Source organism: Kitasatospora sp. NPDC056446, assembly GCF_042796115.1.
In the GTDB taxonomy this organism is placed as follows: Bacteria; Actinomycetota; Actinomycetes; order Streptomycetales; family Streptomycetaceae; genus Kitasatospora.
Map to the genome: position 1 here is coordinate 38334 of NZ_JBHTRF010000036.1, position 24402 is coordinate 62735.

A 24402-nucleotide genomic window follows, 5' to 3' on the forward strand; every position below is an offset into this window, starting at 1 on the left:
CCCTCGTTTCCGGTCGGCCGTCTCCGGTCGGCGCCGGGCTGCCCGGCACGCCTCCCCGCCCACCCTCCGAGGGCCCGGGGGCAGCCGCCAGCAGGGCTGCTGCCTCCGGGTGAACGGCCGCCGGGCCCCTCAGGACAGCCCCGCGCCGTTCTCCTCGTCCGCCTCCACCGCGGCCCGCTCCTCGCGCAGCCGCACCACGTGCCGGCGCCGCGCCACCACCGCGTACGCCCCGGCCGCACTCCCGACGAAGGACAGCAGGCCGACCCACGACCGGTCGAAGACGTGGCCGGTCAGGTGGTCCAGCGAGTACCGCCCGGGCCCGGCCAGACCGATCGCCAGCCCGGCCGCGCCGAGGAAGGCCGGGTACTCGTAGCCGCCGGACATCGCGAAGAAGCCCGCCGGGGCGTGCACCGCCACCGCGCCCGCCATCGTCCCGGCCACCACCGCGCCGGCCGCCGGCGTGGCCAGCCCGGCCACCAGCAGCGCGCCGCCGCCCGCCTCGCCGAGGCCGGCCGCGATCGCGCTCTCCCGCGCCGGGTGGAAGCCCATGTGGTCCATGGCCTGGGTGGTGCCCTCCAGGCCGCCGCCCCCGAACCAGCCGAACAGCTTCTGGGTGCCGTGCGCGATCAGCACTCCGCCGACCGCGCTGCGCAGGGCCAGCAGGCCCAGGTCCTTACGGTTCAGGCACATGTCGCATCCTCGTTTCCGCGGCGGAGTGGTCCCTGCCGGTCGGTCGTTCCGGTGCGGCCCGCCGGCGCGCGGCGGTCCTGCCTCCATGGCACCCGAGACCGGCCGCCCGTTCGAGCCGGGGCCGCCATCCGGGCGAATTCGCCGCCGCCCGGGAATGGACCGCGCACCGGGCGGGACAGGCGGGCCGGGGAGATCCACGCCACCCCCGGCCGCGGGGCGTGGCGGACCGGCCGCCCCGGGGGGCGCGGTCATGCTTGCCCCATGTTCGTCTTCAACCTGAGCAGCGCCTTCATCACCTTCTTCGCCGTGGTCGGCCCGCCGAAGACCCTGCTGGCCTTCGCCCGGCTCGCCCCCACCCGCACCACCCGCGAACTGCGGCGGCTGGCGGCATGGAGCACGCTCATCTCCGCGGTGATCGGCCTGGTGCTCGGCTTCACGGCGGACGAGGTCAGCACGCTCTTCCACATCAGCGACCAGTCGCTGCAGCTCGCCGGCGGACTGATCTTCTTCGTCTACGCGGTCGCGCTGGTCTTCGGCGTCCACCTCGGCGCCGGAGCCGACGAGGAGGACGAGCACCTGCCGAACCCCCTGGTGGACGGCATCCGCGAGCTGCTGCTGCCCTACATCGCCAGCCCGCTCGCGGTGAGCGCCGTCCTGGTCGCCTCGCTCAACCGGGACGACTGGGGCTGGAAGGCCACCGTCGCCGGGGCGTACGTGGCCGTCGTGGTGATCAACTACGTCTGCGTGGCCGTGCTCGCACCGTTGATGCAGCGCACCCACCGGACCTCGCTGGAGGTGCTGTCCCGGCTGCTCGGACTGCTGCTGGCGGCGGTCGGCGTGGAACTGTTCCTGGCGGGCCTGGCCGGGCTCGGGGTGCACCTGCCCGAGGCCCACTGAGCCCGGCCCACGGCCGGCGCACGGCCGGCGCACGGCCGGGCCCGGTCAGGCTGTGGTCAGGCCGCTGCCAGCAGCGCCAGCACCTCGCCGATCCGCCCCCGCACCAGCGGATCGGCGGCCAGCCCGTCCGGGCCCACCGCCCCGCGCTCCAGCGGGATCCGGACGCAGGCCTCGTCCAGCACGGCCGCGCCGGTGTAGCCGAGGACCGTCCGCAGGGCGGCCTCGGCGCCCCCGCCCCGGCCCGGACCGGCGGCGTTGATCCAGGCAGCCGGCTTGTCCGAGATCTCGACCCCGCCGACCGTCCAGTCCAGCAGGTTCTTGAACGAGCCCGGCAGCGTCCCGGCGTACTCGGGGGTGCAGACCAGCAGTGCGTCGGCCGCCCCGATCGCGGCCCGCAGCTCGGCCACCGGCTCCGGCAGCGGGTCGGTGTCGTGGTCCGGGTTGAAGTGCGGCAGCCCGGCCAGCCCGGTGTAGTACGTGGTCCGCAGGCCGGGGGTGGCGGCGGCCACGGCGGCCGCGGTGCGCAGCACGGTCTCGTTGGTGGAGCCGGCCCGCAGGCTCCCCGGCAGCAGCAGGATGTGGCGCTCGTTCGGCATGCCGCAGAACCTACTCCTTGACGTGCGCGTCAAGGCCCGTCCGACCGGGCCCGCCCGCGGGCCCCGCGACCGGTGCCCGCGACCGGCACCCACGACCGGTGCCCGGTCAGTTCGGCGCCAGCGGCCGCCACGGCACCGGGCTGGAGAGGATCATCGAGCTGGACGGCTGCCCGTAGCCGCCGAGCCGGTCGCACAGCGCCTCGAACTCCGCCATCGTCGGCACCGCGACCAGCAGCACGCAGCAGGCCCCGCCGGTGACCCGGTGCAGCTGGAGCACCTCCGGCCAGGTCGCCACCCCGGGGTCGCGCAGCACGCAGCGCGGTCCGTAGCACTGGATCTGAACCAGCGCGGTGATCGGCAGCCCGGCCCGGGTGGGGTCGACATGGGCGTGGTAGCCGCTGATCACCCCCTCCGCCTCCAGGCGCCGGACCCGTTCGGCCACCGCGGGTGCGGACAGGCTCACCCGGCGGGAGAGTTCGTTGTACGAGAGCCGGGCATCGGCCTGCAGCTCGGCCAGCAGGCGGCGGTCGACGGCGTCCATGGCGACTCCCCGGGTGGTCGGGATCAAGGAATTCTCATTCGTAAAGCGAACCGGCCGAACGCCTCGCGAACGACAGCTCAAACCGCGGTTGCGGTGCCCGTCGACCATTCAAGCGGGGGCCCTCACCACCGCACAATGGGCATCCCGGTGGAACCAGGCAGTCCGTCTGGATCACCCGAGCGGGCGATGGAGCCCGAGGGATCAGGAGGGATCGCGATGGGGCACGACACGGTGGAGACACCCAACCTGTCGTTCGGCCGGGGAGCGACGCCGGATCGGAGCACCCCGTACGCCCGCTACGTGCGCCTGGACGAGCTGCACAGCCTCCAGCACCCGCGCAGCAAAGAGCCCGCCGAACTGTCGTTCATCGTCACCACCCAGGTGATGGAGCTGCTCTTCGACCTGCTGCGGCACGAGTGGACGATCGCCCGGCAGGCGCTGCGCGAGGACGACCTGCCCGCCGCGCTCGCCGCGCTGCGCCGGGGCACCCACGCGCAGGACGTGCTGGTGGACTCCTGGGACCTGCTGGCCACCATGACGCCGCAGGAGTTCAACTCCTTCCGCTCGCTGTTCGGTGAGGCCTCCGGCTTCCAGTCCGCGGCCTTCCTGCACCTGGAGTTCCTGCTCGGCAACAAGAACGCCGCGCTGCTGGCGATGTACGACGGCATGCCGGGGACGCAGGCCGGGCTGACCGAGGCGCTGCGCGCCCCCAGCCTGTACGACGAGGCGCTGGCGCTGCTGGCACGGCGCGGCCTGCTGCCGCCGCAGGAGGCCTCCGAGCAGCGCTACCGCCCGTCCGAGGAGGTCGCGGCGGCCTGGCGGCGGGTCTACACCGAGCCGGAGTCCGCCACGCTGCGGCCGCTCGGCGAGGCGCTGCTGGACGTCGCCGAGCGGGTCACCCGCTGGCGCCAGCGGCACCTGTCGGCGGTCAAGCGGACGATGGGCGGCAAGCCCGGCTCGGGCGGCTCCAGCGGGCTGACCTGGCTGCGCAAGTCGGCCGAGCAGGACGTGTTCCCGGAGCTGTGGACGATCCGGGACGGGCTGTGAGCAGGAACGACGGGGCAAGGAAGACGAGGGAGGAACGGGCATGACCACGCGCGAGGAGTGCGCGGCGCTGGACGCCGTCGACCCGCTGGCGGCGTTCCGCAAGGAGTTCGCCCTGCCGGACGGGGTGATCTACCTGGACGGCAACTCACTGGGCGCGCTGCCGGTGCGCACCCCGGAGCGGGTGCGCCGGGTGGTCGAGGAGGAGTGGGGCCGGGAGCTGATCCGCAGCTGGAACGACGCCGGCTGGTTCGAGCAGCCGTACCGGCTGGGCCGGCGGATCGCGCCACTGGTCGGGGCGGATCCGGCGGAGGTGGTCGTCTGTGACACCACCTCGGTGAACCTGTTCAAGGTGCTGTCGGCCGCGCTGCGGCTGCGTCCGGGGCGGGGCACGGTGCTCGGCGACGCCGAGGCCTTCCCGACCGACCTGTACATCGCCGAGGGCGTGACCGCCCTGGTGGAGGGCGCGCGCAGCGTGCTGGTCCGGCCGGAGGAGCTGGACCGGCACCTGGACGGGGACGTCGCCGCGGTGGTCCTCTCCCACGTGGACTACCGCACCGGCGAGCTGCTGGACATGCCCGGGATCACCGCCCGGGTGCAGGCCGCGGGCGCGCTGATGATCTGGGACGTCTGCCACGCGGTGGGCGCGCTGCCGGTCGGGCTCGGCGCCGCGAACGCGGACTTCGCGATCGGCTGCACCTACAAGTACCTGAACGGCGGCCCCGGTTCGCCGGCCTTCCTGTACGTCGCCGAGCGGCACCTGGCGGCCGGTCCGCTCCAGCCGCTGAGCGGCTGGTTCGGGCACGCCCGCCCGTTCGCCTTCGAGCCCGGGTACGACCCGAAGCCCGGCATCGGCCGGTTCCTGACCAGCTCGCCCTCCCTGCTCGGCCAGGCCGCCCTGGAGGCCTCGCTGGACGTCTGGGAACGGGCCGACCTCGCGCAGGTGCGGGCGAAGAGCCTGGCGCTGACCGACCTGTTCATCGGACTGACCGAAGGCCTGGACGGGATCGAGGTGGTGACCCCGCGCGAGCACGCCCGGCGCGGCAGCCAGGTCGCCCTGCGGCACGCCGACGGCTACCCGGTGGTGCAGGCGCTGATCGAGCGCGGGGTGATCGGCGACTTCCGCGCGCCGGACCTGATGCGCTTCGGCTTCACCCCGCTCTACCTCTCGTACACCGAGGTCTGGGACGCGGCCCGGCAGCTGGCCGAGGTCCTGGAAAGCGGCGAGTGGCGGGCGGAACGCTTCTCCCGCCGGGGCGCGGTGACGTAGGGCGGGGCGACGTAGAGCTCGGTGGCGCAGGGCGGGGCCCGGTGGGGCCCTCCCTTTGCCGTTAATAATGCACAGCATTAATATCGGTCACATGGCAAGGACGTCGGCGGGCCACGAGACCCGCGAGAGGCTGCTGCGAGCGGCGGAGGAACTCTTCGCCACCCGCGGCGTGGAAGCCGCCCTGACCAGGGACATCATCCGACTGGCCGGACAGAGCAACCCGTCCGCCGTGCAGTACCACTTCGGCTCCCGCGAGGGCCTGCTCGACGCGATCATGGCCGGACGCCAGGAGCGCGCCGAGCAGGCCCTCGCGCCGCGTCTGCCCACACTCGCGGACGCGGACCTGCCCGGACTGCTCGGCGCCCTGGTCGCGGCCGAGGCCACCGAGCTGCGCACCGAGCGGGGCCGGCACTGCCTGCGGATCTCCGCGCAGGTCAGCCACAGCAGCGGGGTCCGCACCCGGACACCGCACCCCACCCTCGCGGGCGGCGGCTACTGGCGGCTGATCGAGCTCGTCGAGCAGCGGATCTCCGCGCTGCCGGAGCCGATCCGGCTGGAACGGATCGACCTGGTCCTCACCGTGGTCGGCGCGGCCCTGGCCGACCGGGCCCGGCAGTACCTCACCGGGGCCACCCCCCTCACGGACGAGGAGACCTTCCTCGCCGACCTGGTGACGATGTCCACCGCCATGCTCTCCGCCCCCACCCCCCAGAGGAGCACGTCATGAACGACCTGACCGGCAAGACCGTGGTCATCACCGGAGGCGCCCGCGGCCTGGGCGCCGAGGCCGCCCGGCTCGCCGTCGCGGCCGGCGCCGCCGTGGTGGTCACCGACGTCCTGGAGGAGGACGGCAGGGCCACCGCCGCCGCGCTCGGCGAGCGGGCCCGGTTCGTCCGGCACGACGTGACCTCGGAGGAGGACTGGCAGCGCGTGGTGGACTTCGCGGTGGCGGAGTTCGGCGCGGTGCACGGCCTGGTCAACAACGCCGGGATCTCCACCGGGACGCTGCTCGCCGAGGAGAGCGTCGAGCACTTCCGCAGGGTCCTGGACATCAACCTGACCGGTGTGTTCATCGGGATGAAGACCGTCGTCCCGGCGATGCGCGCGGCCGGCGGCGGCTCGATCGTCAACATCTCCTCGGCGGCCGGCCTGATGGGCCTGGCGCTGACCGCCGGCTACGGCGCCTCCAAGTGGGGCGTACGCGGCCTGAGCAAGATCGGCGCGGTCGAGCTGGGCACCGAGCGGATCCGGGTCAACTCGGTGCACCCGGGCATGACCTACACCCCGATGACCGCCTCGGTCGGCATCCTGCCCGGCGAGGGCAACTACCCCAACACCCCGATGGCCCGGGTCGGCGAGGCCCCCGAGATCGCCACCGCCGTGGTCTACCTGCTCTCCGACGACGCCTCCTACGTCACCGGCGCCGAGCTGGCGGTGGACGGCGGCTGGACCACCGGCCCGACCGTCAAGTACGTGATGGGGCAGTGAGGCCCACCGCCGACGGGCCCTGCCGGACGGTCAGTTCGGCCACCAGTCGCCGGTAGGTGTCGAAGGCCGGCTTGCGCGTGTAGTCGTCGCGCAGCAGGCCGAAGCGGTGGAACGGCCCCCCGCCCGCGCTGTCCGCGTCCCGCAGCGCGAAGAACGCGTAGCCGGTGACGGTGAGTTCGGCGGACAGCCCGACGACCGTACGGACCACCTCCTCGACCACCTCGGCCTGCCGGGCCTCGCTCCGCCCGGGGCCGGTGGGCCACCCGTTCTCGCAGATCCGCAGCGGGACGCCGGGCCCGATGCCGGCCGCGGGCAGCGAGTCCCGGCGGAATCCGGTCAGCACCGCCCCGACCGCGTCGGCCAGCCGGTCGGCCGGGACGGGCCGGAAGACGTCCGGGAAGAAGTCCACGCCGACGTAGTCCAGGGCGCGGTGGAAGCGCTCGTCGGCCAGCCGCCCCAGGTCGGACCAGAAGGTGTCGGCGGGGTCGAAGGACGGCACCGCGTTGAAGCCGACGGCCAGGTCCCGGTACCCCCGGGCCAGCGCCTCCTCCTTGGCCGCGACCACACCCTCGACCAGTGCCCGGCGGACGCCCGGGATGCTGCCGTCCACGGGCGGCAGGTCGAGGTTGGGCTCCTCGCAGATCTGGAGGAGGGCGGTGCGGTGGCCCTCGGTCCGGACCGTCCGCCGGACGAAGTCCAGCCAGCCCGCCGTCTCCCCGCCGCGGTCGCGGTACTGGAGCACCAGGTCCAGCTTCCGGCCCTCGACGGCGTACTGCCCGGGCCGCTCGGGGGCCTGCCCGGGATCCCCGTACGAGCGGTAGGCGCGGACCAGGAACTCGTCGGCGCCGCCCTGGAGTTCGCGCAGGGCCTCGGTGATCGGCGCCGGGTCGTCGGGGCGGACGGGGGCGAGCACGCCGGTGTCGTCACCGAGCGCCCCGCCGGGATAGATGCCGAAGGTGAAGGTCATGCCGCCACCGTAGCCGATATTCTTGGTGTCACTGCAAGTTTGGTGTGACACCATGGTCAGGTCGTAGGATCCGGGCATGGGACTTCGCGAACTCAAGAAGCAGCAGACCCGGGAACTCCTGGCCGACACGGCCATGGGCCTGTTCGCCGAGCGCGGGTTCGACCGGGTCACCGTGGTCGAGGTGGCCCGGGCCGCCGGGGTCTCGCCGAACACGGTCTTCAACTACTTCCCGACCAAGGAGGACCTGTTCTTCGACCGACAGGACGCGGTGGTCGCCCACCTGGCCGACGTGGTCCGGCACCGCCCGGCCGGCCGCTCCGCCGTGGACGCCGTCCGGGCCGACCTGCTGGCGGCGGTCGCGGCCGGGGAGCCGACGGTCGGACTCAGCCCGGGGATGGCGGCGTTCTGGCGGATCGTCTCGGACAGCCCGGCCCTGCGGGCCCGGCTGCTGGAACTCGGCGAGCGGGCCGAGGCGGCACTGGCCGCCGTCCTCGCCGAGGAGTCCGGAGCCGCCCCGGACGACCCGCTCCCCCACGTCCTGGCCGGCGCCGTCGCCGGGGCCCACCGGGCGGTGCTCGGCGAGATCCGGCGGGCCATGGTGGCCGGCGAACCGGCCGGGGCCGTGCGCACGCGGGTCGAAGCGGCGGTGGAACGCGCCTTCGGCCTGCTCGCCTCCGGACTCGCGGACTACCCGACGGCGAGGTAGGACACGGGCCCGGGCCGCTGCTCAGCTGTTGAGGTGTTGAGATGTTCAGCTGTTGAGGCGTTCAGGTGCTGAGGTGCTGAGGTGCTCGGATGCTCGGGCGCCCTTCGGCCGTCCCGTCCGGGCCGTCAGCTGTGGCGGCCGCGGCGACGGGCGGCCATCACGGCCAGACCGCCGAGGCCGAGCAGGCCGACGCCCGCCAGACCGAAGACCACCGGGGCGTTGCCCGCGCCGGTGGAGGGCAGCTCACCGCCGGGGCCGGGGTGGTGGCTGGTCGGGTGGTGGCTGGTCGGGCCCGGTCCCGTGCTCGACGACGACGCACTGCCCGACGGCGAGGTGGCGCTCCCGCTCGGCGAGGTCGGCGACGGCGAGGTCGGACTCGGGGAGGTCGGCGCCGGGGACGTCGGGCTGGGGGACGTCGGGGACGGCGAGGTCGGAGTCGGCGAAGTGGGGCTCGGGGATGTCGGCGAGGAGGACGGCGAGGGCGAGGACGAGGTCGGCGACGGGCTGGGCGACACCGTGCACTCCGGCAGGTCCCCGTCGAACGGGTAGCTGTGGATCTCGTAGCCGCCCGTCCCGGTGTGGACCAGGTTGCCCGCCAGGTAGACCCGGCCGTTCATGCCCGGCTGGGCGATGGTCGTGGTGCCGCCCGGGTTGCCGGCCAGGACGGAGCCCTGGAACTGCGCGCTGCCCAGGATCTGGGCCGAGGTCGCGGTCGGGAAGTTGTACATCAGCTTCGACCGCATGTCGGTGGTCTGGTCCCCCGCCAGGCCGGTGCCGGTGTAGGTGTTGATGATCGGGCTGTCCCCGAGCATGTTCACCACGACGGTGGCGCCGGCCGGGATGTTCTGGAAGACCAGGCCGATCTGCCCGCCGCTCGGCGAGGCGAGGTTCTGGGAGACGTTGAAGACCTGCCGCGCGCTGGTGCCGTCGCCGGTGAAGGTCGCCTGGCTGGAGGAGATGTCGACCGTGCCGGTCGCGGTGGCCCGCCCGACGCAGTCGGAGACCTCCTCGATCTGGGTCAGCACGGTCTGGTAGGGCGCGGCCGCGTTCGGGTCCTGGATCGCCTGACCGGTGGGGTCGATGCTGACGGTGCCGGTCACGCTGCCCGCGTGGCGCAGGTTGCCGAAGGCCGGGCCGTGCGAGTCGCTGCCGCCGATCAGGATGCTGTTGCCGGTCCTGACGTCGACGTTGCCGCCGGTGGTCACGAAGTCGCTGCCGTTGGGCGGCACCACGCGCGAGCCGACGCCGACGACGCCCATGTTGTAGATGCCGCCGCCGTTCTTGTCGACGGTCAGGTTCCCCAGCGCGACGATCTTGCCCTCGGCCTCGGCGGCACGGCCGTTCACGGTGTAGTCGCCGCCGGTGAAGACGTTGATGCTGGCGTCCCGCCCGGTGAAGTCGCCGTTGTTCGCCGGCGGCCAGGTCGCCGGGCAGTCCGGTCCGGTGCAGGCGCCCAGCGGCGGGGCCAGCGGCGCGGCCGAACCGACCGTCAGCACCGCGGCCAGCGGCAGCGCGGCGACGACGGTCGCCACCGCGACCCTGACGGCCTGCCGGCCCCGGGTGGCAGGTGTCCTCACGGTGGTCGTTCTGCGATCCGGTGAACCGGTGGCCTGACCCATCGACAACTCCTCCGCGACTGGCGTGACTGGGAAGGGGCAGAGTCGGACGACCTGCCATGTTCTGTGCTGTCTACGGCGAATTCCATAGATCAGGGATATCCAACACCAAATCGGACGATTCATACCCTATAGACCCTCAGATCGGATCGAAAGCCCAGACGGACGGCGCAGCCCCCGTCCCGACACGGTCCCCCGCCGACCGGGGCCCGGGGGGAGCTAGGTTGGAGGCATGACCACCGAGGCCCAGGACCAGAGCGCCCCGCTCGTCGCCGTCGCGTCCGCCGACGCCGTGCTGCGGCACCCCGAGGCGGACGAGCGCCTGCTGACCGCCGTCGAGCGGGAACGCGCCGCGCGCTTCCGGCACGAGTCCGGGCGGCTCGACTTCACCGCCGGGCACCTGCTGGTCCGGCTCTGCGCGGCCCGGCTGCTCGGTGTCCCGGCGGCCGGCCTGGTGCTCGCCCAGGAGTGCCCGGACTGCGGGCTCGCCGACCACGGCAAGCCGTACCTGCCGGACCACCCCGGGGTGCACGTGAGCCTGTCGCACACCCGGGGCGTGGTCGCGGCCGGCGCCGGGTACCAGCCGATCGGCGTGGACGTCGAGCTGTCCGCCCGCGGCGGCTCGCTGCGCGCGGTCGCCCGCCGGGTGCTGACCCCGGCCGAGCTCGCGGCCGTCGAGGCGGACCCGGAGCCGGACCGGGCGTTCCTGCGGCAGTGGGTGCGCAAGGAGTCGCTGATCAAGATCGGGCGGGCCACCCTGGACACCCTCGGCCGGATCGACCTCTCCGCCCTGCCCCTGGCCGTCCCGCCCGGCGCCCCGCTGCGCAGCCGGTACGAGGACCTGCACCTGATCGACTGGACCGACCCGGAGCACGGCGCGGCCGTCGCCGCGGTCGGCGCCGCCCCGCCGCGGATCGTCGGGCTGACGGGTCAGTACAGCTAGGACCGGGGGCAGCCAGTCGGGGCGGGACAGCCCGTCCAGGGCCGGGGGCGCCCGGGGCCTGTGGATAAGCGGTGTTAGCGTGCCTGGTCGTGGGCGCGCCGACCGCGCCCGCCGTCCCAGCTCCCCACCGGATCCAAAGGGTGCCCCGCCATGGCCAAGTTCCTGCTGAGCCTGCACGTCCTCGTCTCGGTCCTGTTCATAGGCCCGGTCGCGGTGGCCGTCAGCATGTTCCCCCGCCGGGCGAAGGCCGCCCTGGCCGGCGGGCCGGACCAGGCCGCCGACGCGGGCGTACTGCGCGTCCTGCACCGGATCACCCAGGTCTACGCGCTGCTGGGGGTCCTGGTCCCGGTGCTGGGCATCGGCCTGGCCCAGGTGATGGACGTGCTCGGGCAGTCCTGGATCATCGTCTCGATGGTGCTGACCGCGCTCGCCGCGCTCGCCCTGCTGCTCTTCGTCCTGCCCGGCCAGCAGGCCGCGGTGGACGCGCTCGCCCTCGACCCGGCCGACGAGCAGCGCGCCAAGGCCGTCGGCGGCCTGCGGCTGCTGCCGATGACGGCCGGCGTGTTCAACCTGCTGTGGGCCGTCGTCGTGGTGCTCATGGTCGTCCGGCCCGGGTCGAGCACCGGCGTCTGACCGGCTCCGCCCCCTCCCGCCGACCGGCTCGTTCGAGTACCGTCCTGGGCCATGACGATCATGGCGGGCATGGGCAGCCCGACGGGAACCGGCGTCGGACCGCTGCTGCGCGGCTGGCGGGAACGGCGGCAGCTCAGCCAGCTGCAGCTGGCCCTGCGGGCGGACTCCTCGGCCCGTCACCTCAGCTTCGTCGAGAACGGCCGCTCCCGCCCCAGCCGGGACCTGGTACTGCGGCTCGCCGAGCAGTTGGACGTCCCGGTGCGCGAGCGCAACACCCTGCTGCTCGCGGCCGGCTACGCCCCGCAGTACCCCGAGACACCGCTGGACGACCCCTCGATGGACGCGCTGCGCGACGGCGTGGAACGGCTGCTGGCCGCCCACGACCCGTACCCGGCGGTCGTCGTCGACGGGAGCTTCCGGGTCCTGGCGGCCAACCGCTCGCTCGGGCTGCTCCTGGACGGGGTCGCCCCGCACCTGCTGCGGCCGCCGCTCAACGCCGTCCGGGTCACCCTCCACCCCGACGGGCTGGCGCCGCGCATCGTCAACCTGCGGCAGTGGCGGCGGCACCTGCTGGAGCGGATGGAACGACAGCTGGAGCTGGTCCGCGCCGAATCGCTGCAACGGCTGTACGAGGAGGTCCTCGGCTACCCCGAGCAGGTGGACGGGCCTGCGGACGGTTCTGCGGATGGCTCTGTGGGCGACCTGGTGGATGGTTCGGTGGACGGCCCGGCCGGGCTCCCGGCCTGGGGCGGCTTCCCGTTGGCGCTGCCGCTGCGGATCCGGCACCAGGGGCGGGTGCTGTCCTTCCTCTCCACCATCGCAACCTTCAACACACCGCTGGACGTGACCGTCTCCGAGCTCGCCATGGAGACCCTCCTCCCGGCCGACCCGGAGACGGCGCGCTTCCTCCGGTCCGCCGTCGGGCCCGAAGACCAGGGCCCGTCCTAGAGCCCGTCTTCAAGCCCCCGTCGTCCGCCCGGAGGGCGGGCGGGGCGGCGTTGGGGTGCGTGCATCGCAAGGCGGAGGATGGGGGCACCTCCCGGCCGAAGGCTGGGGGAGAGTCCATGCGGTGGGGGCACCTCCCGGCCGAAGGCTGGGGGCCATCGGCGACCGACGACAACGCGGCGAGGTGCGTGCCCTGGGGGTACCTCCCGGCCGCCAGGCTGGGGGCGCGTCGCCCCGCAGGCGGGGGCTTGAAGACGGGCCCTAGGTCCTCTCGGACTCGCTAGACCGCCGTGCTCCGGCCGACTCGGTCGGCCCGCCGCAGGGCGGTGAGCTGCAGGGCGGCGAACAGGCCCACCAGCGCGGCCTGGAGGACGGTCCAGACCGAACCGGCGGTGGTCGGCTCCAGCCACTCCCCCATCGCGACCAGGCTGAGCACCACCCAGCCGAGGTTGAGGCCCACCACCGCCCGCACCCCGGGCCGCGGCGGCCGTCGGCGGGCGGCCAGCGCTCCGACCGCGAGCGCGTACCCGGTGAGGAGCAGCCCGAGGCCGGCCAGGGTGGCGCGGCCGGCGCCGAGCAGCCCGCCGAGCGGTCCGGAGAGGGCCAGGTAGGCCAGGCCGTTGCCGCCGGTGGCCAGGGCGTCCAGGGCGAGGGCGCCGCGCACCGTCCACGGTGAGAAGGCGGAGCCCGGCCGGGCGGGGCTGAGGGTGTTCGCGTGGGCGGACATGGCGGATCGCCTCCGGTCAGGGGGGTGGGAGCCCGGGCCGTGGCGGCCTCACCGGGCGGTTCCACCCTGCCCGGCCGGACGGCGGCCGTCGATTACCCCGCAGGTAACGGGCCTCCCCGGTCACGGCCGCCGGGGCGGCCGCTGTGACGGCTGCGGTGACGGCTGCGGTGACGGCTGCCGGACCGGCTGCCGGAGCAGGACGCCCGCCCGCTTCACCGCCCGGGCGGTGATCGTGGTCTCGACGCGGGCGGCGCCGAGCGGGCCGAGGGTGTCGGTGAGGAAGCGGTACAGCTCACCGTGGTCCGCGCAGAACACCGTGGCCAGCAGGTTGGTCGGGCCGCTGGTGGCGAACACGCCGTGCACCTGCGGGTGGCGGGCGAGCGCCGCGCCGACCTCGGCGAGCCGGCCGGGCGGCACGTCCAGCCACAGGTTGGCGTCCACGGCCAGGCCGAGCAGCCGCGGATCGACGGTGGCGTGGGTGCGCAGCAGCCCGAGGCCGTCCAGCCGGTGCAGCCGACGGCGCACGGTCGACTCCGGCGCGCCGACCGCTGCGGCCAGGACGGCGTGCGACTGCCGGGCGTCCTCGCCCAGCCGTGCCAGCAGCGCGCGGTCGAGGTCGTCCGGCGGCGGGGCCGGGGCGGCGGGGTGCGGGGCGGCAGGATCCGGGACGGCGGGGCCCGGGGCGGCAGGATCCGGGGCGGCGGGGTGCGGGGCGGCGGGCCGGGCGAGCGCGGCTGCCTCCGCCTCCGTCAGGTGGCCGGACCGCCACTGCCCGGCGTCGGCGAAGGCGTGCAGCACGGCGTGGGTGGTGGTCTCGGTGACGGCGCCGGTCGCGGGCAGTTGCCCGTACAGCAGCCGGTCGCGGGCCCCGGCGCCGGTCAGCACGACGGCGCCGACCTCCTGGCCGCCGAGCATTACATCGACGAAGGGGACGTCGGGACGGTCGGCGAGCGCCTGCGCGATGGCGTCGACCCGGCCGCTCAGCACCCGGACCCGCAGCAGCAGCGCGCCCACCGCGGCGTCCTCGACGTCGGGCATCCGGACCACCCGCAGCACCCCGGCCGCCCGCATCCGGGCCAGTCGGCGGGTGACCGTACGGGCGGAGACGCCCAGCACCCCGGCGATCCGGCCGGGTTCGGCCCGGCCGTCGACCTGGAGGGCGCAGACCAGGCGGCGGTCGAGCCCGTCCAGCACGGTGTCCGGATCAGTGGTGGAGAGGTCCATGGTGTCCGATCTCCGCCATCCTCGGCGGCTCTGGCGTCCTGTTCGGCAGGCCTGACGGTACTCCTTGTCCCGGGAGGCCGGAGCACACCGGCCCGGAGCAGGGAGGAACCGGCGTGATGAACGAGCTCTGGAGGACGGCGGAGGGCGTGGAGGCCGCGGTGCGCGAGGTCGGCGCGGAACTGGCCGCCCGCCGGTCCACCGAACCCGTCACGGCGCGGACCCTCGACGAGGCCGCGGCCCGGTTCGCCGAACTGGACGGCCCGGCCGCCGCCGGACTGCGGGAACGGCTCACCGCGCTGCGCCCGCAGGCCGGCTGGATCCCGGAGGAGGAGGCGGACGGCCCGGTGCCCGCCGAGGGCGAGTGGTGGCTGTGCGACGCCACCGACGGCGCGGTGCAGTACCTGCTCGGCCACCCGCACTGGGCGGTCACCGCCACCCTCGTCCGGGACGGCGCCGCCGTCCTGGCCGTGGTGCACGCCCCCCAGCTGGACGGCGGACGGACCTACCGGGCGGTGCTCGGCGGCGGGGCCACCCTGGACGGGCGGCCGATCGCCCCGCTGGAGCGCGAGCCGGCGGCCGCCGTCGCCGCCACCAGCCAGCCGCCACGGGTGGCCGCGGACCCGGTGGCGCTGCGCCGGGCCGGCGAGTCGCTGTCCGCGATGGCGGGAGCCGTCCTGGCGGTGCGCAACCTCGGCCCGACCGCGCTGCAGGTGGCGCAGGTCGGCTCCGGGCACCTCGCGCTGTTCTGGGAGTACGGGTCGGACTCGGGCAACCTGCTGCCCGGCGCCCTGATCGCGAGCGAGGCGGGCGCGGCGGTCACGGACGCCGCCGGAGCGGCCTGGACGGCCGGCTCGGACAGCTTCCTCGTCGCCGCGCCCGGGCTGCACGCGCGGGCGGTGGGCGTGCTGCGCGCCGTCAGGTGAGGCCGAACAGGGCGGCCGCGTTGTCGTGGCAGACCGCCCGCAGCCACTCCTCCCCCAGCCCCAACCCGGCCAGCGCCTCCAGCTGGTGGACGTACCGGTACGGGATGTTGGGGAAGTCGCTGCCCAGCAGGACGCGCTCCCCCAGCCCGCGCAGGCGCGGCAGTTCGTCGCGCGGGAACGGGACGTCGGCCTCGGCGAAGTCGGTGAACGCGATGGTGGTGTCCAGCCGGACGGCCGGGTGGCGCTCGGCCAGGTCGAGGAAGTCGCGGTACTCGGGCATGCCGAGGTGGGCGACCACCAGGACCAGGCCGGGGTGCCGGTCCAGCACCGCGCCGATCGGGCCGGGGCCGGTGTACTTGCCCGGGACCGGCCCGGATCCGCAGTGGGCGACCACCGGGGTGCCGGTCTCCGCGAGCAGCCCCCAGACGGCATCCAGCCGCGGGTCCGCCGGGTCGTAACCGCCCACCTGGAGGTGCGCCTTGAACACCCGGGCGCCGTCCTCGACCGCCCGGGCCACGTAACCGGCCGCCCCGGGCTCGGGGAAGAAGGTCGCGGTGTGCAGGCAGTCCGGGGTGCGGGCGGCGAAGTCGGCGGCCCAGGCGTTCAGCCAGGGCGCCATCCCCGGCTTGTGCGGGTAGAGCATGGACGTGAACGCCCGGACGCCGAAGTCCCGCAGCCGCCGGACGCGGTGCTCCTCGGCCTCGCGGTAGGTGATCGGCCAGGGGCGGTTCACCAGCGGGCCGGCCGCGTCGAAGTACGCCCACACCTTGTCGAGGACGCTCTTCGGCATGAAGTGGGTGTGCACGTCGATCAGCCCGGGCAGGCCCAGGGCCTGCCAGAACTCCCGTACGCCGGCGGCCTCCAGGCCGTCAGCCGCCTCCCGGTCTTCGGCCGCCTCCTGGCCTTCGGCAGCCTGTCGGCCGTCAGCCGCTTCCCGGCCGTCCTGCTGCGGCGCGCTCACGCGGGCACCGGGCGGGCCCGGTCGATGATCGCCCCGGTGTCGACCCCGGCCGGCAGGGTGCCGAAGGCCGTGCCGTGGTCGCCGCCCAGACGGCTCGCGCAGAACGCGTCGGCCACCGCCGGGTCGCCGAAGCGGACCAGCAGCGAGCCCTGGAAGGCCAGGGCCATCGACTCGACCAGCCGCCGGGTGCGGTACTCCAGGTCGCTCGCGTCGCCGAGCTGCTTGCGCAGTCCGGCGACGGCCGCGTCCAGCCGGCGGTCCGCGCCGGCGGCGGCGTCGAGCTCGCCGAGGAAGGCCTCGACGCTCTCCGGGCGCCTGGCCATGGCGCGCAGCGCGTCCAGGGCCGCGACGTTCCCGGAGCCCTCCCAGATCGACACCAGCGGCGCCTCCCGGTAGAGCCGGGGCATCCCGGACTCCTCCACGTAGCCGTTGCCGCCCAGGCACTCCAGCGCCTCCGCCGCGTGCGCCGGACCGCGCTTGCACACCCAGTACTTGGCCACCGCCAGGCCCAGCCGCCGGACCAGCGCCTCGCCCTCGTCCCCGGCCAGGGCGAGGTCGGTCGACTGGGCGAGCCGCATCGCCACGGTCGTGGCCGCCTCGGACTCCACCACCAGGTCGGCGAGCACGTTGCGCATCAGCGGCTGGTCGACCAGCGCCTTGCCGAACACCCTCCGGTGCAGGGCGTGCTGGACCGCCCGGGTGGCGCCGTAGCGCATGCCGGAGGCGGCACCGACGGTGCAGTCCAGCCGGGTCATGTTGACCATCTCGATGATGGTCGGCACCCCGCGCCCCTCCTCGCCGACCAGCCACCCGACCGCACCGTCGTACTCCAGCTCGGCGGAGGCGTTGGACTTGTTGCCGAGCTTGTCCTTCAGCCGCATCAGGTGCAGCCGGTTGCGGCTGCCGTCCGGGAGGACGCGCGGCAGCACGAAGCAGCTCAGCCCGCCCGGGGCCTGGGCGAGCGTCAGGAAGAGGTCGGACATCGGCGCCGAGGTGAACCACTTGTGGCCGGTGAGCCGGTAGGTGCCGTCCGGCTGCGGGGACGCGGTGGTGGTGTTGGTGCGGACGTCCGAGCCGCCCTGCTTCTCGGTCATCGACATGCCGGCGATCAGCCCGCGCTTGGTGTGCGGCTCCCGCAGCCCGTAGTCGTACTCCCGCGCCGCCAGCAGCGGCTCCAGCTCCGCCGCCAGGGAGGGGTTCGCGCGCAGCGCCGGGACGGCGGCGTAGGTCATCGAGATCGGGCAGGTGTGACCGGCCTCGACCTGGCTCCAGACGAAGAACTTGGCGGCGCGGGCGGTGTGGGCCCCCGGCCGGCCGTCCCGCCAGGGCGCGGCGTGCAGACCGTACGAGACGGCGGTGCGCATCAGCTCGTGCCAGTACGGGTGGAACTCGACCTCGTCGATACGGTGGCCGAAGCGGTCGTGGGTGCGCAGGACCGGCGGGTTCTCGTTGGCCAGCCGACCCCACTCGGCGGCCTGCTCGGACCCGGCCAGGCGGCCCAGCTCGCGCAGCTCCGGCTCGGCCCAGCCGGCGCCGGCCCGTCGCAGGGCGGCGAGCAGGGCGGGGTCGGCGGCGGTGTCGTGTCCGTACGGCAGGGGCACCTGGTTGGTGACCTCATGCGTCGCTGTCATCGCGTCCTCCCAGGGCACGCAGGGTGAAGGAGACCAGGGCGGGGACCACCTCGGTGGTGCTCCCCTCGCTTTCGGGGGCGCCGGGCGCCTCGGGTGCGGCGGCTTCGGGCGTCGCAGGGGTTTCGGCGGCTTCGGGCGTCGCAGGGGTTTCGGCGGCTTCGGCGGATTCGGGGGCTTTTGCGGAAGCTCGTACGGGGAGTCGTGCGGGAAGTCGTGCGGGGGCCGTCGAGAGCGGGCCGGCCAGGGCCTCGCCGACCGCGCCGACCAGGGCGGCGGCCGTCAGCACCGGGTCCTGGGGCGGCAGTTCGCCGCCCGCCACGGCGGTGGCGATCTCGGCGGCGATCACGTCCCGGAAGGCCCGCCGGAACACCAGCCGCTCACCGTCCACCACCGCGTCGGCCGGCTCGACCAGCAGCGCGTACGCCAGCCTGGGCACGCGCAGGGCGCGGGTCGCGAAGGTCTCGACCACGGCGGCGATCCGCTGCCGCGGAGTGTCGCGGAGGGCGACGGCCGCGTTGACCGCGTCGATCTCGCGGGTGACCACCCGCCGGAACAGCTCCACCGACAACTCGGCCTTGTTGGCGAAGTGCTGGTAGAGGCTGCCGGTGGCGATCCCGGCGCGGTCCGCCACGGCCGCCATCGTGCAGCCCCCGTAGCCGCGCTCGGCGAGCAGCAGCACGGCCGACTGGAGCACCGCCTCGCGCTGGGCGTCCAGGCGGGCTTGCACGGCGGGCGTGCGTCGGTAGGCCATGGAAGCATTGAAGCACCGATTCACTGCTTCGGGGAGGGGGCGGGCGGGACCGGGTCCGCCGCGCCGGGCAGGCCTGCCGGGCCGTACCGGACCCGCCTCGCCGTACCGGATCCGCCGGGGCGGGACCGGGTCCGCCGGGCAGGACCTGGCCCGCCCCTACCCCGGGGAAACCGAAAGGAGGCCGCCCCGGGCAGCGGGGCGGCCTCCTCGTCTCTACGGTGCCGTCGATCGGCCGGGCGCGCTACAGCGGGCGGCGCTCCTGCTCCAGCCGCTGGCCCTCGACGTCCAGCGGGCCGAAGTCCGGGACCAGGTGCGGCGACTTGGCGAGCGAGCGGGCGGCGTCCTGGTCGCCCAGGCCGGCCCACTCCAGCACCTTGGCGGTGGCCTCCGCCGACTGCTCGGCGGGCAGCTTGCCGATGTTGGAGCCGTGGTTGCCACCGGGCACGGTGTAGACGTAGCTGTCCTCACTGCCCCGGCCGAGGTGGAACGGCTTGGCGCCCCACGGGTCGTTGCCGCCGTAGACGAACATGATCCGCTCGCCCTCGCGCTTCACCCAGCGGTCGATGTCGGGCATCGCGTACGGGTTGAAGACGGTCGGGATGCCCTTCGCCACGTAGGTGCGGGCCGAGTAGAGCTCCTTGTAGTCGTAGTGCAGGACGTCCTTCAGGTACGAGACGTCGAAGAACGGCGCACCCAGCTCGGTGGCCGCCTGGTAGTAGTACGCGGTGTACTTCGCCAGCGACTGGTCGCTGTTGCCGGTGATGCCGGACTGCGAGTCGAACCAGGCGTACAGCTCGTCGTCGGTCGCGGTGGCGGCCACCGGGACCTTGGCGCAGTCCGCCTCCAGGCTGTACTGCCAGAACGCCCAGACCACGTCCAGCACGCCCGCCTCGTACGCGCGGTCCGGGGTGCCGAGGGTGTCGAAGGTCGAGCCGGCCGCCTTGTTGTCGGCGACGTAGCGGGCCTCCAGGCGGTCACGGCGCACCAGCAGCTCGCGCTGCGCGGCACTCAGCCGGGCCCGGCACTCGGGGGTGCCGACGGTGCGGAAGAACTGGCTGTAGGCCGCGTAGTCGTTGACGTCGGTGTTGTTCGGCGCGACGTACGCGATCGTGCCCGCCACGTCGTCCGGGTAGAAGCGGCGGAAGAAGGTGGAGGACATGCCGCCCTTGCTGGCGCCCGTGGAGAGCCACTCCTGCTGGTAGATCCGCTTGAGCGCGGTCACCAGCCGGTGCGAGTCGGCGGCACCCTGGCGGATGCCCGCCTTGGACCAGTCCGCCGGCTCCGGGCGGGAGGGGGTGAAGTAGCGGTACTCGATGGAGACCTGGTTGCCGTCCACCAGCCGGGTCGGCTCGGTGCGGGACGGGCTGGTGCCCAGCGTGTAGCCGTTGGTGTAGAAGACGGTCGGGCGGTCGTAGCCGCGGTGCAGCAGGCTGAAGCGCTGCTGGAAGGTGCCCAGCCAGGGCCGGAAGTGGTCGATCGGCTGGGTGTAGGTGGCGATGAAGTAGCGGTGGCCGGTGGTGGTCGGCTTCTCCTCGGTGATGGTGACCCCGGGGATCGCCGCCAGGCGGTCCTTGATGTCGGCGTTCGGGTCGTCGGCGGGGCTCCGGCCGTGGGCCCCCGCCCCCCGGGCGCCCTGGGCGTCGGCGGCCATCGCCGGGGACGCCAGGCCGCCGAGCGCGAGCAGCGGTATCAGCAGGACGGAAACCAGCAGCCTCTTCAGCGTGGTGGTCATCAACTCTCCATCTGGTCAACGGACATGAATACCGCCTCGTCAGTACGACTCTGCGGCACGGGTGGTGCGACGGCCGCCCGGTGGACGGCCGAATGGGCCACCCGCCGTCGGCGGATGGCCCATCGGGGAAAGGTGCTGGTCACTGGGGTCGCGCTGCCCTACCGGTCGGGTGCCTGTCTGTGGACTTGCCTTCGGACGTGCCTGCGGACGTGCCCGCGGATTTGCCTGCGGACTTGCCCGCGGATTTGCCTGCGGACTTGCCCGCGGACCGGCCTGCGGACCGGCCCGTGGATGCCCACCGCGGCCGACCGTGGGCGCCCGGCTACGGGCGGGGCAGGACGCAGCCCGGGAGGGTGAGGTCGAACCGGTTGCCGGCCGCGAAACAGGCCGGGATGCCGTACGTCTCCTGGGCGTAGCCGATGCCCTGGCGGACCGTCACGGCGCCGTTCTGGTCGACCTCGCAGGGGTTGTCCAGGGTGCAGCGCTCGCCGCTCTCGTTGACCGTGTTGTTCACGGCGACCACGAGGCCGGAGGAGGCATCGACCACCGGGGAGCCGGAGGTACCGCCGATCACGTCACAGCTCGACGTGTAGCGGAGCGAGTCCTTGAAGGTCCAGTCGGATTCCTTCAACCGGTAGGCGAAGCCGTCGACCGAGCAGGAGTAGATCTTCTTCCAGTAACTGGAGACGACCCGGATCGAGCTGCCCTGGACGGGGTGGGTGGCGGCCACGGTCAACGGGGCGATCCCGTACCGGGACTGGATCGAGGAGTAACTGGTGTTCAGCTGGTAGATCGACACGTCGGTGTCGGTCATCGCGCCGTAGACCACCTTGGTCGCGCGCAGGGTGGCGAGTCGGCCGCCGGTGGCGCTGAGCAGGGTGAAGGACCGGCTGGAGGGCTGGTTGAGGACGACCTGGCCGGGGCCCGGCATCCCGCTCTCCAGGCAGTGGCCGTTGGAGAGGACGAGGGCCGGGTCGCTCGCGGCCGAGCCGGGCATCCGCACCAGCGAGCCGGAGCAGTTGCTGAGCGCGACCGTCCCGGCGAGGCTGACGGTGGCCGTGGGGGCGGCCTGGACCGTGGGGGCGGCCTGGACCGTGGGGGCGGCCTGGACCGGGGAGGCGGCCTGGACCGGGGAGGCTCCGGCAAGGGCGGTGGCCCCGGCCATCAGGACCGTGGCGAGCATGCCTATGAGCGGTTTCTTCATGAGAGACCTCTCGGTGTGGGGGTCCCCCAAAACTGTCGCGGACATGACTCACTGTCAAGAGTCAAGACGTGACCAAGAAACCATCCCGATCGCTATGGCCAATTACCACCCCCGACGCCACCGGGGCACCCCGGCGGCCCTCGCCGCCCAGGGTCAACTTCCCTGCCAGTGACGCCGGCCCAGGCTGATCAGGCGCAGCTGCATCCGCGCGGTGTCGGCGATCCGCCGCTCCCGGTCCGGGCCGGCCTCCTGTGCCTCCAGGAAGGCGGAGGCCGTCGACACCATGTGATCGACGTACAGCTCGGCGAGCATCCGCAGATCCGGCTCACTCCACCCCAGGGACACCGGCTGCGACGCCAGCGCGGCCCCCACCTCGGCGGCGAAGCGGCCGAGTTCGGCGTCGATCGCCTCGCGCACCTGCCGGACCCCGCCGTGCCGCTCGCGCGCCAGGAAGCGGACGTGCGGACGGTGTTCGCGGACGTGCCGCTCGATCACGTCCACCGCGCGGTCGATCAGCTCCTCGGCGCCGCCGGCCTCGGCGAGCACCGAGCGGATCATGACGTGCAGGCTGGCCAGCGACTCCTCGACCAGCGCGACCCCGAGGGCGGCGAGGTCGGGGAAGTGCCGGTAGAACGCCGCCGGGGAGAGCCCGGCCTCGCGGGTGACCTCGCGGACGCCCAGGCTCGCCAGGTTCTGATCGGCCAGCAGGTGCAGCCCCGCGTCCAGCAACGCCCGCCGACTCTGCTGCTTCTGGGCCTGTCTGGCCCCAACGGTGTGACTCACGCCATTCAGTAAACAGTTGTTTGCCGAACTTCGCCAGCCGGAGTACAGTGCTGTCGAAGTCAGTGAACACTTGTCAACCGAAACTCGGCGCGCCCACCGCCGCAGCCGAAGGAGTCAGCCGTGATCCTGTTCTCCGCCCTGGTCGCCATGGCCGTCCTGATCGGCACCGCCGCCCACACCTCGCTCCCCGTCTTCCTCGGCGCCTCCGCCGCCATCACCGCCTGGCTGCTCGCCTTCGGCGCCCGCGAGGGCATCGCCCGCCTGCGGCACCGCTGACCCCGACGCTCCCGGACCGCACCCGCGTCCACTCCCGGAGAGGACCCGCACAGCCATGAGCACCGTCACGAGCACCGCCGCAAGCACCGCCATGAGCACCGTCACCGACCACCAGGGCGGCACCCGTCAGGGCAACGTCCGCCAGGACGGCGCCCGTCAGGACAGCGCCCGTCAGGACACCGCCGAGGCCGACAACCTGGCCGTCGCCTCCTTCCTCCTCGGCCTCCCCGGCCTGCTGCTGTTCAACATCGTGCTCGGACCGATCGCCATCACCCTCGCCACCCTCGCCCTGGTCCGCGGCACCAGCCGCCGCGGCCGTGCCATCCTCGGCCTCGTGCTCGGCATCGCCTCGCTGGCGATCCTCGCCGTCACCGCCGCCACCTCCCACGGTGTGCTCATGGACTTCAGCTCCTGAGCCGACCCGGCTCCCCGCCGGAAGCCAGGAACCCCGAAGCCCTCGAAACCCTCGAACGCCTGATCCGGCCAACCCGCCCCCACTCGCCCGGCCCGCCCCGTAGGGTGGCCGCATCGACCGGGCGAACCTCAGGGGGCAGGAGTGACTACGGAGAACCGCAGCGACGCACAGCCGGCGCGACCCGCCCCGACGGGCGGACGGCTGCTGGCGGTGAGCGACCTGCACATCTCCTACCAGGAGAACCGCGACCTGGTGGAGAAGCTCCGGCCCACCCACCCCGACGACTGGCTGCTCGTCGCCGGTGACGTCGCCGAGCTCACCACCAGCATCGAGTGGGCCCTCGGCCTGCTCGCCGAGCGCTTCGCCCGCGTGGTGTGGGCGCCCGGCAACCACGAGCTGTGGACCCACCCCGAGGACCCCGTCCAACTGCGCGGCGTGGCCCGCTACGAGCACCTGGTGGAACGCTGCCGCAGCCTCGGCGTGCTGACCCCCGAGGACCCCTACCCGGTCTGGGAAGGCGCCGACGGACCAGTCCGCATCGCCCCGCTCTTCCTCCTCTACGACTACTCCTTCCGTGCACCGGGCACGACCACCAAGGAGGAGTCCCTGGCAGCCGCCTACGAGAGCGGCATCGTCTGCGCGGACGAACGGATGCTCCACCCGGACCCGTTCCCCGACCGCGACTCCTGGTGCCGCGAGCGCGTCCGGCTGACCGAGCAGCGGCTCGCGGCCTGCGACCCGGACGTCCCGCTCGTCCTGGTCAACCACTACCCGCTGGTCCGCCACCCCACCGAGATCCTCTGGTACCCCGAGTTCGCGCAGTGGTGCGGCACCGAGCTGACCGCCGACTGGCACCGCCGCTTCAACACCGCGGCGATGATCTACGGCCATCTGCACATCCCCCGCAAGACCAGCTACGACGGCGTCCCGTTCGAGGAGGTCTCGCTGGGCTACCCGCGCGAGTGGCGAAAGCGCGGGCTGCCGGACCCGTTGCTGCGCGAGGTCTTCCCGCGGCCCGCGCACTGACCCGCCGGGGCCAGGCGCCTCCGGGACCCGGAGGCGCCGTGGTCGAGGTGGTCACCCGGCGCCGCCTCCCCGTCCGTCGTCCCTGGGCGGCTCGCTGAGCACCGCCCGCTTGGCCCGGTACTCCTCGGCGTCGATGTCGCCCTCGGCGTAGCGACGCCCCAGGACGGCCAGCGGGTGCTCCGCCGCGGATCCGGCCCCGTACCCGAACCCGCAGCCGCGCCGCCGCCAGACCGTACGGCGCAGCACCAGGACGACCAGGAACACCGCCGCGATCCAGAACAGCGGGATCAGCAGGATCCACGGTCCGGGGCCGTGCCAGTCGGCCAGTTGCGTATACATGATGGTTCAACTCCTCGGCTGTGGGCCTCCAGGACCTCGGGCGGTTCCCGAGGTGCCTGAAGCGTCCCTCCGAG

General features: G+C 73.9%; 27 protein-coding genes. 13 read left to right on the plus strand and 14 right to left on the minus strand.

The window, feature by feature from the left end; genetic code table 11:
• Positions 1-129: 129 nt before the first annotated feature.
• Positions 130-690, minus strand: a complete 561-nt coding sequence (locus ACFQ6N_RS22575; RefSeq protein ID WP_380651754.1) for a DoxX family protein — start codon at positions 688-690, stop codon at positions 130-132.
• A 261-nt stretch (positions 691-951) separates the two neighbouring features.
• Between ACFQ6N_RS22575 and ACFQ6N_RS22580 the strand changes: the two genes are divergently transcribed.
• Complete coding sequence (locus tag ACFQ6N_RS22580) at positions 952-1587, plus strand: MarC family protein (RefSeq protein WP_380651756.1); 636 nt, start codon at positions 952-954, stop codon at positions 1585-1587.
• A gap of 56 nt (positions 1588-1643) precedes the next feature.
• Here ACFQ6N_RS22580 and ACFQ6N_RS22585 read toward each other — a convergent pair whose 3' ends face one another.
• Both ACFQ6N_RS22585 and ACFQ6N_RS22590 read right to left on the minus strand, forming a co-directional pair.
• Positions 1644-2183 carry an NADPH-dependent FMN reductase gene (locus ACFQ6N_RS22585; RefSeq protein ID WP_380651759.1) on the minus strand — a complete coding sequence of 180 codons (540 nt, stop codon included), beginning with the start codon at positions 2181-2183 and terminating at the stop codon, positions 1644-1646.
• Between the two features lie 106 nt (positions 2184-2289).
• Positions 2290-2751 (minus strand): Lrp/AsnC family transcriptional regulator, encoded by a 462-nt coding sequence (locus tag ACFQ6N_RS22590; RefSeq protein WP_380651761.1) that lies wholly within the window; start codon positions 2749-2751, stop codon positions 2290-2292.
• Positions 2752-2940: 189 nt separating this feature from the next.
• Between ACFQ6N_RS22590 and ACFQ6N_RS22595 the strand changes: the two genes are divergently transcribed.
• The 4 genes from ACFQ6N_RS22595 to ACFQ6N_RS22610 all read left to right on the plus strand — a co-directional run bounded on the left by ACFQ6N_RS22595 (position 2941) and on the right by ACFQ6N_RS22610 (position 6526).
• Entirely contained in the window at positions 2941-3771 is an 831-nt protein-coding gene (locus ACFQ6N_RS22595) for a tryptophan 2,3-dioxygenase (protein WP_380651763.1), read from the plus strand.
• Positions 3772-3811: 40 nt separating this feature from the next.
• The gene (kynU, locus tag ACFQ6N_RS22600) at positions 3812-5038 is read left to right on the plus strand and encodes a kynureninase (protein WP_380651766.1); all 1227 of its coding nucleotides are present in this window, start codon (positions 3812-3814) and stop codon (positions 5036-5038) included.
• Between the two features lie 91 nt (positions 5039-5129).
• Positions 5130-5765 carry a TetR family transcriptional regulator gene (locus ACFQ6N_RS22605; protein ID WP_380651769.1) on the plus strand — a complete coding sequence of 212 codons (636 nt, stop codon included), beginning with the start codon at positions 5130-5132 and terminating at the stop codon, positions 5763-5765.
• Positions 5762-6526, plus strand: coding sequence for a glucose 1-dehydrogenase (locus ACFQ6N_RS22610; RefSeq protein ID WP_380651771.1), 765 nt, complete (start codon positions 5762-5764; stop codon positions 6524-6526). The genes ACFQ6N_RS22605 and ACFQ6N_RS22610 overlap by 4 nt, the downstream gene beginning before the upstream one ends.
• Here the strand turns inward: ACFQ6N_RS22610 and ACFQ6N_RS22615 are convergent.
• Positions 6504-7493, minus strand: a complete 990-nt coding sequence (locus ACFQ6N_RS22615) for a hypothetical protein (protein WP_380651773.1) — start codon at positions 7491-7493, stop codon at positions 6504-6506. The genes ACFQ6N_RS22610 and ACFQ6N_RS22615 overlap by 23 nt on opposite strands.
• Positions 7494-7569: 76 nt before the next feature.
• Between ACFQ6N_RS22615 and ACFQ6N_RS22620 the strand changes: the two genes are divergently transcribed.
• Positions 7570-8199: a TetR/AcrR family transcriptional regulator gene (locus ACFQ6N_RS22620; RefSeq protein ID WP_380651776.1), complete on the plus strand. Its 630-nt coding sequence runs from the start codon at positions 7570-7572 to the stop codon at positions 8197-8199.
• A 125-nt stretch (positions 8200-8324) separates the two neighbouring features.
• Here ACFQ6N_RS22620 and ACFQ6N_RS22625 read toward each other — a convergent pair whose 3' ends face one another.
• Positions 8325-9776 (minus strand): choice-of-anchor A family protein, encoded by a 1452-nt coding sequence (locus ACFQ6N_RS22625; RefSeq protein WP_380651779.1) that lies wholly within the window; start codon positions 9774-9776, stop codon positions 8325-8327.
• Between the two features lie 271 nt (positions 9777-10047).
• Between ACFQ6N_RS22625 and ACFQ6N_RS22630 the strand changes: the two genes are divergently transcribed.
• From ACFQ6N_RS22630 to ACFQ6N_RS22640, 3 genes are all read left to right on the plus strand, one after another.
• Positions 10048-10758 (plus strand): 4'-phosphopantetheinyl transferase family protein, encoded by a 711-nt coding sequence (locus ACFQ6N_RS22630; RefSeq protein WP_380651781.1) that lies wholly within the window; start codon positions 10048-10050, stop codon positions 10756-10758.
• 150 nt (positions 10759-10908) lie between these two features.
• Complete coding sequence (locus tag ACFQ6N_RS22635) at positions 10909-11391, plus strand: DUF2269 family protein (RefSeq protein WP_380651783.1); 483 nt, start codon at positions 10909-10911, stop codon at positions 11389-11391.
• A 51-nt stretch (positions 11392-11442) separates the two neighbouring features.
• The gene (locus tag ACFQ6N_RS22640; RefSeq protein WP_380651786.1) at positions 11443-12339 is read left to right on the plus strand and encodes a helix-turn-helix domain-containing protein; all 897 of its coding nucleotides are present in this window, start codon (positions 11443-11445) and stop codon (positions 12337-12339) included.
• A 277-nt stretch (positions 12340-12616) separates the two neighbouring features.
• Here the strand turns inward: ACFQ6N_RS22640 and ACFQ6N_RS22645 are convergent, their stop codons facing one another.
• Together ACFQ6N_RS22645 and ACFQ6N_RS22650 are read right to left on the minus strand one after the other, a co-directional pair.
• Positions 12617-13063, minus strand: coding sequence for a hypothetical protein (locus ACFQ6N_RS22645; RefSeq protein WP_380651788.1), 447 nt, complete (start codon positions 13061-13063; stop codon positions 12617-12619).
• A gap of 120 nt (positions 13064-13183) precedes the next feature.
• Positions 13184-14287, minus strand: coding sequence for an Lrp/AsnC family transcriptional regulator (locus ACFQ6N_RS22650; protein WP_380651790.1), 1104 nt, complete (start codon positions 14285-14287; stop codon positions 13184-13186).
• A 116-nt stretch (positions 14288-14403) separates the two neighbouring features.
• Between ACFQ6N_RS22650 and ACFQ6N_RS22655 the strand changes: the two genes are divergently transcribed.
• Complete coding sequence (locus ACFQ6N_RS22655) at positions 14404-15210, plus strand: inositol monophosphatase family protein (protein ID WP_380651793.1); 807 nt, start codon at positions 14404-14406, stop codon at positions 15208-15210.
• On the opposite strand, the gene ACFQ6N_RS22660 is transcribed toward ACFQ6N_RS22655, so the two are convergent.
• From ACFQ6N_RS22660 to ACFQ6N_RS22685, 6 genes are all read right to left on the minus strand, one after another.
• Positions 15203-16075, minus strand: coding sequence for an amidohydrolase family protein (locus tag ACFQ6N_RS22660; protein WP_380651870.1), 873 nt, complete (start codon positions 16073-16075; stop codon positions 15203-15205). The two genes, ACFQ6N_RS22655 and ACFQ6N_RS22660, sit on opposite strands and share 8 nt — an antisense overlap.
• A 92-nt stretch (positions 16076-16167) precedes the next feature.
• Entirely contained in the window at positions 16168-17802 is a 1635-nt protein-coding gene (locus tag ACFQ6N_RS22665) for an acyl-CoA dehydrogenase family protein (protein ID WP_380651795.1), read from the minus strand.
• The gene (locus tag ACFQ6N_RS22670) at positions 17786-18553 is read right to left on the minus strand and encodes a TetR/AcrR family transcriptional regulator (RefSeq protein ID WP_380651798.1); all 768 of its coding nucleotides are present in this window, start codon (positions 18551-18553) and stop codon (positions 17786-17788) included. Before ACFQ6N_RS22670 ends, ACFQ6N_RS22665 begins: the two co-directional genes overlap by 17 nt.
• 241 nt (positions 18554-18794) lie before the next feature.
• A complete protein-coding gene (locus ACFQ6N_RS22675) occupies positions 18795-20285 on the minus strand; it encodes a S28 family serine protease (RefSeq protein WP_380651801.1) in 1491 nt (496 codons plus the stop codon).
• A 322-nt stretch (positions 20286-20607) separates the two neighbouring features.
• Positions 20608-21489, minus strand: a complete 882-nt coding sequence (locus ACFQ6N_RS22680) for a serine protease (RefSeq protein WP_380651805.1) — start codon at positions 21487-21489, stop codon at positions 20608-20610.
• A gap of 153 nt (positions 21490-21642) precedes the next feature.
• Complete coding sequence (locus ACFQ6N_RS22685; protein WP_380651808.1) at positions 21643-22272, minus strand: TetR family transcriptional regulator; 630 nt, start codon at positions 22270-22272, stop codon at positions 21643-21645.
• Positions 22273-22392: 120 nt separating this feature from the next.
• On the opposite strand from ACFQ6N_RS22685, the gene ACFQ6N_RS22690 reads away from it, so the two are divergent.
• The 3 genes from ACFQ6N_RS22690 (at position 22393) to ACFQ6N_RS22700 (ending at position 23989) form a co-directional block, all read left to right on the plus strand.
• Positions 22393-22548 carry a hypothetical protein gene (locus ACFQ6N_RS22690; protein WP_380651811.1) on the plus strand — a complete coding sequence of 52 codons (156 nt, stop codon included), beginning with the start codon at positions 22393-22395 and terminating at the stop codon, positions 22546-22548.
• A 55-nt stretch (positions 22549-22603) separates the two neighbouring features.
• Positions 22604-22963 (plus strand): DUF4190 domain-containing protein, encoded by a 360-nt coding sequence (locus ACFQ6N_RS22695; RefSeq protein WP_380651814.1) that lies wholly within the window; start codon positions 22604-22606, stop codon positions 22961-22963.
• A gap of 141 nt (positions 22964-23104) precedes the next feature.
• The gene (locus ACFQ6N_RS22700; protein WP_380651817.1) at positions 23105-23989 is read left to right on the plus strand and encodes a metallophosphoesterase family protein; all 885 of its coding nucleotides are present in this window, start codon (positions 23105-23107) and stop codon (positions 23987-23989) included.
• A 51-nt stretch (positions 23990-24040) separates the two neighbouring features.
• On the opposite strand, the gene ACFQ6N_RS22705 is transcribed toward ACFQ6N_RS22700, so the two are convergent.
• A complete protein-coding gene (locus tag ACFQ6N_RS22705; RefSeq protein WP_380651820.1) occupies positions 24041-24328 on the minus strand; it encodes an SHOCT domain-containing protein in 288 nt (95 codons plus the stop codon).
• Positions 24329-24402 lie beyond the last annotated feature (74 nt).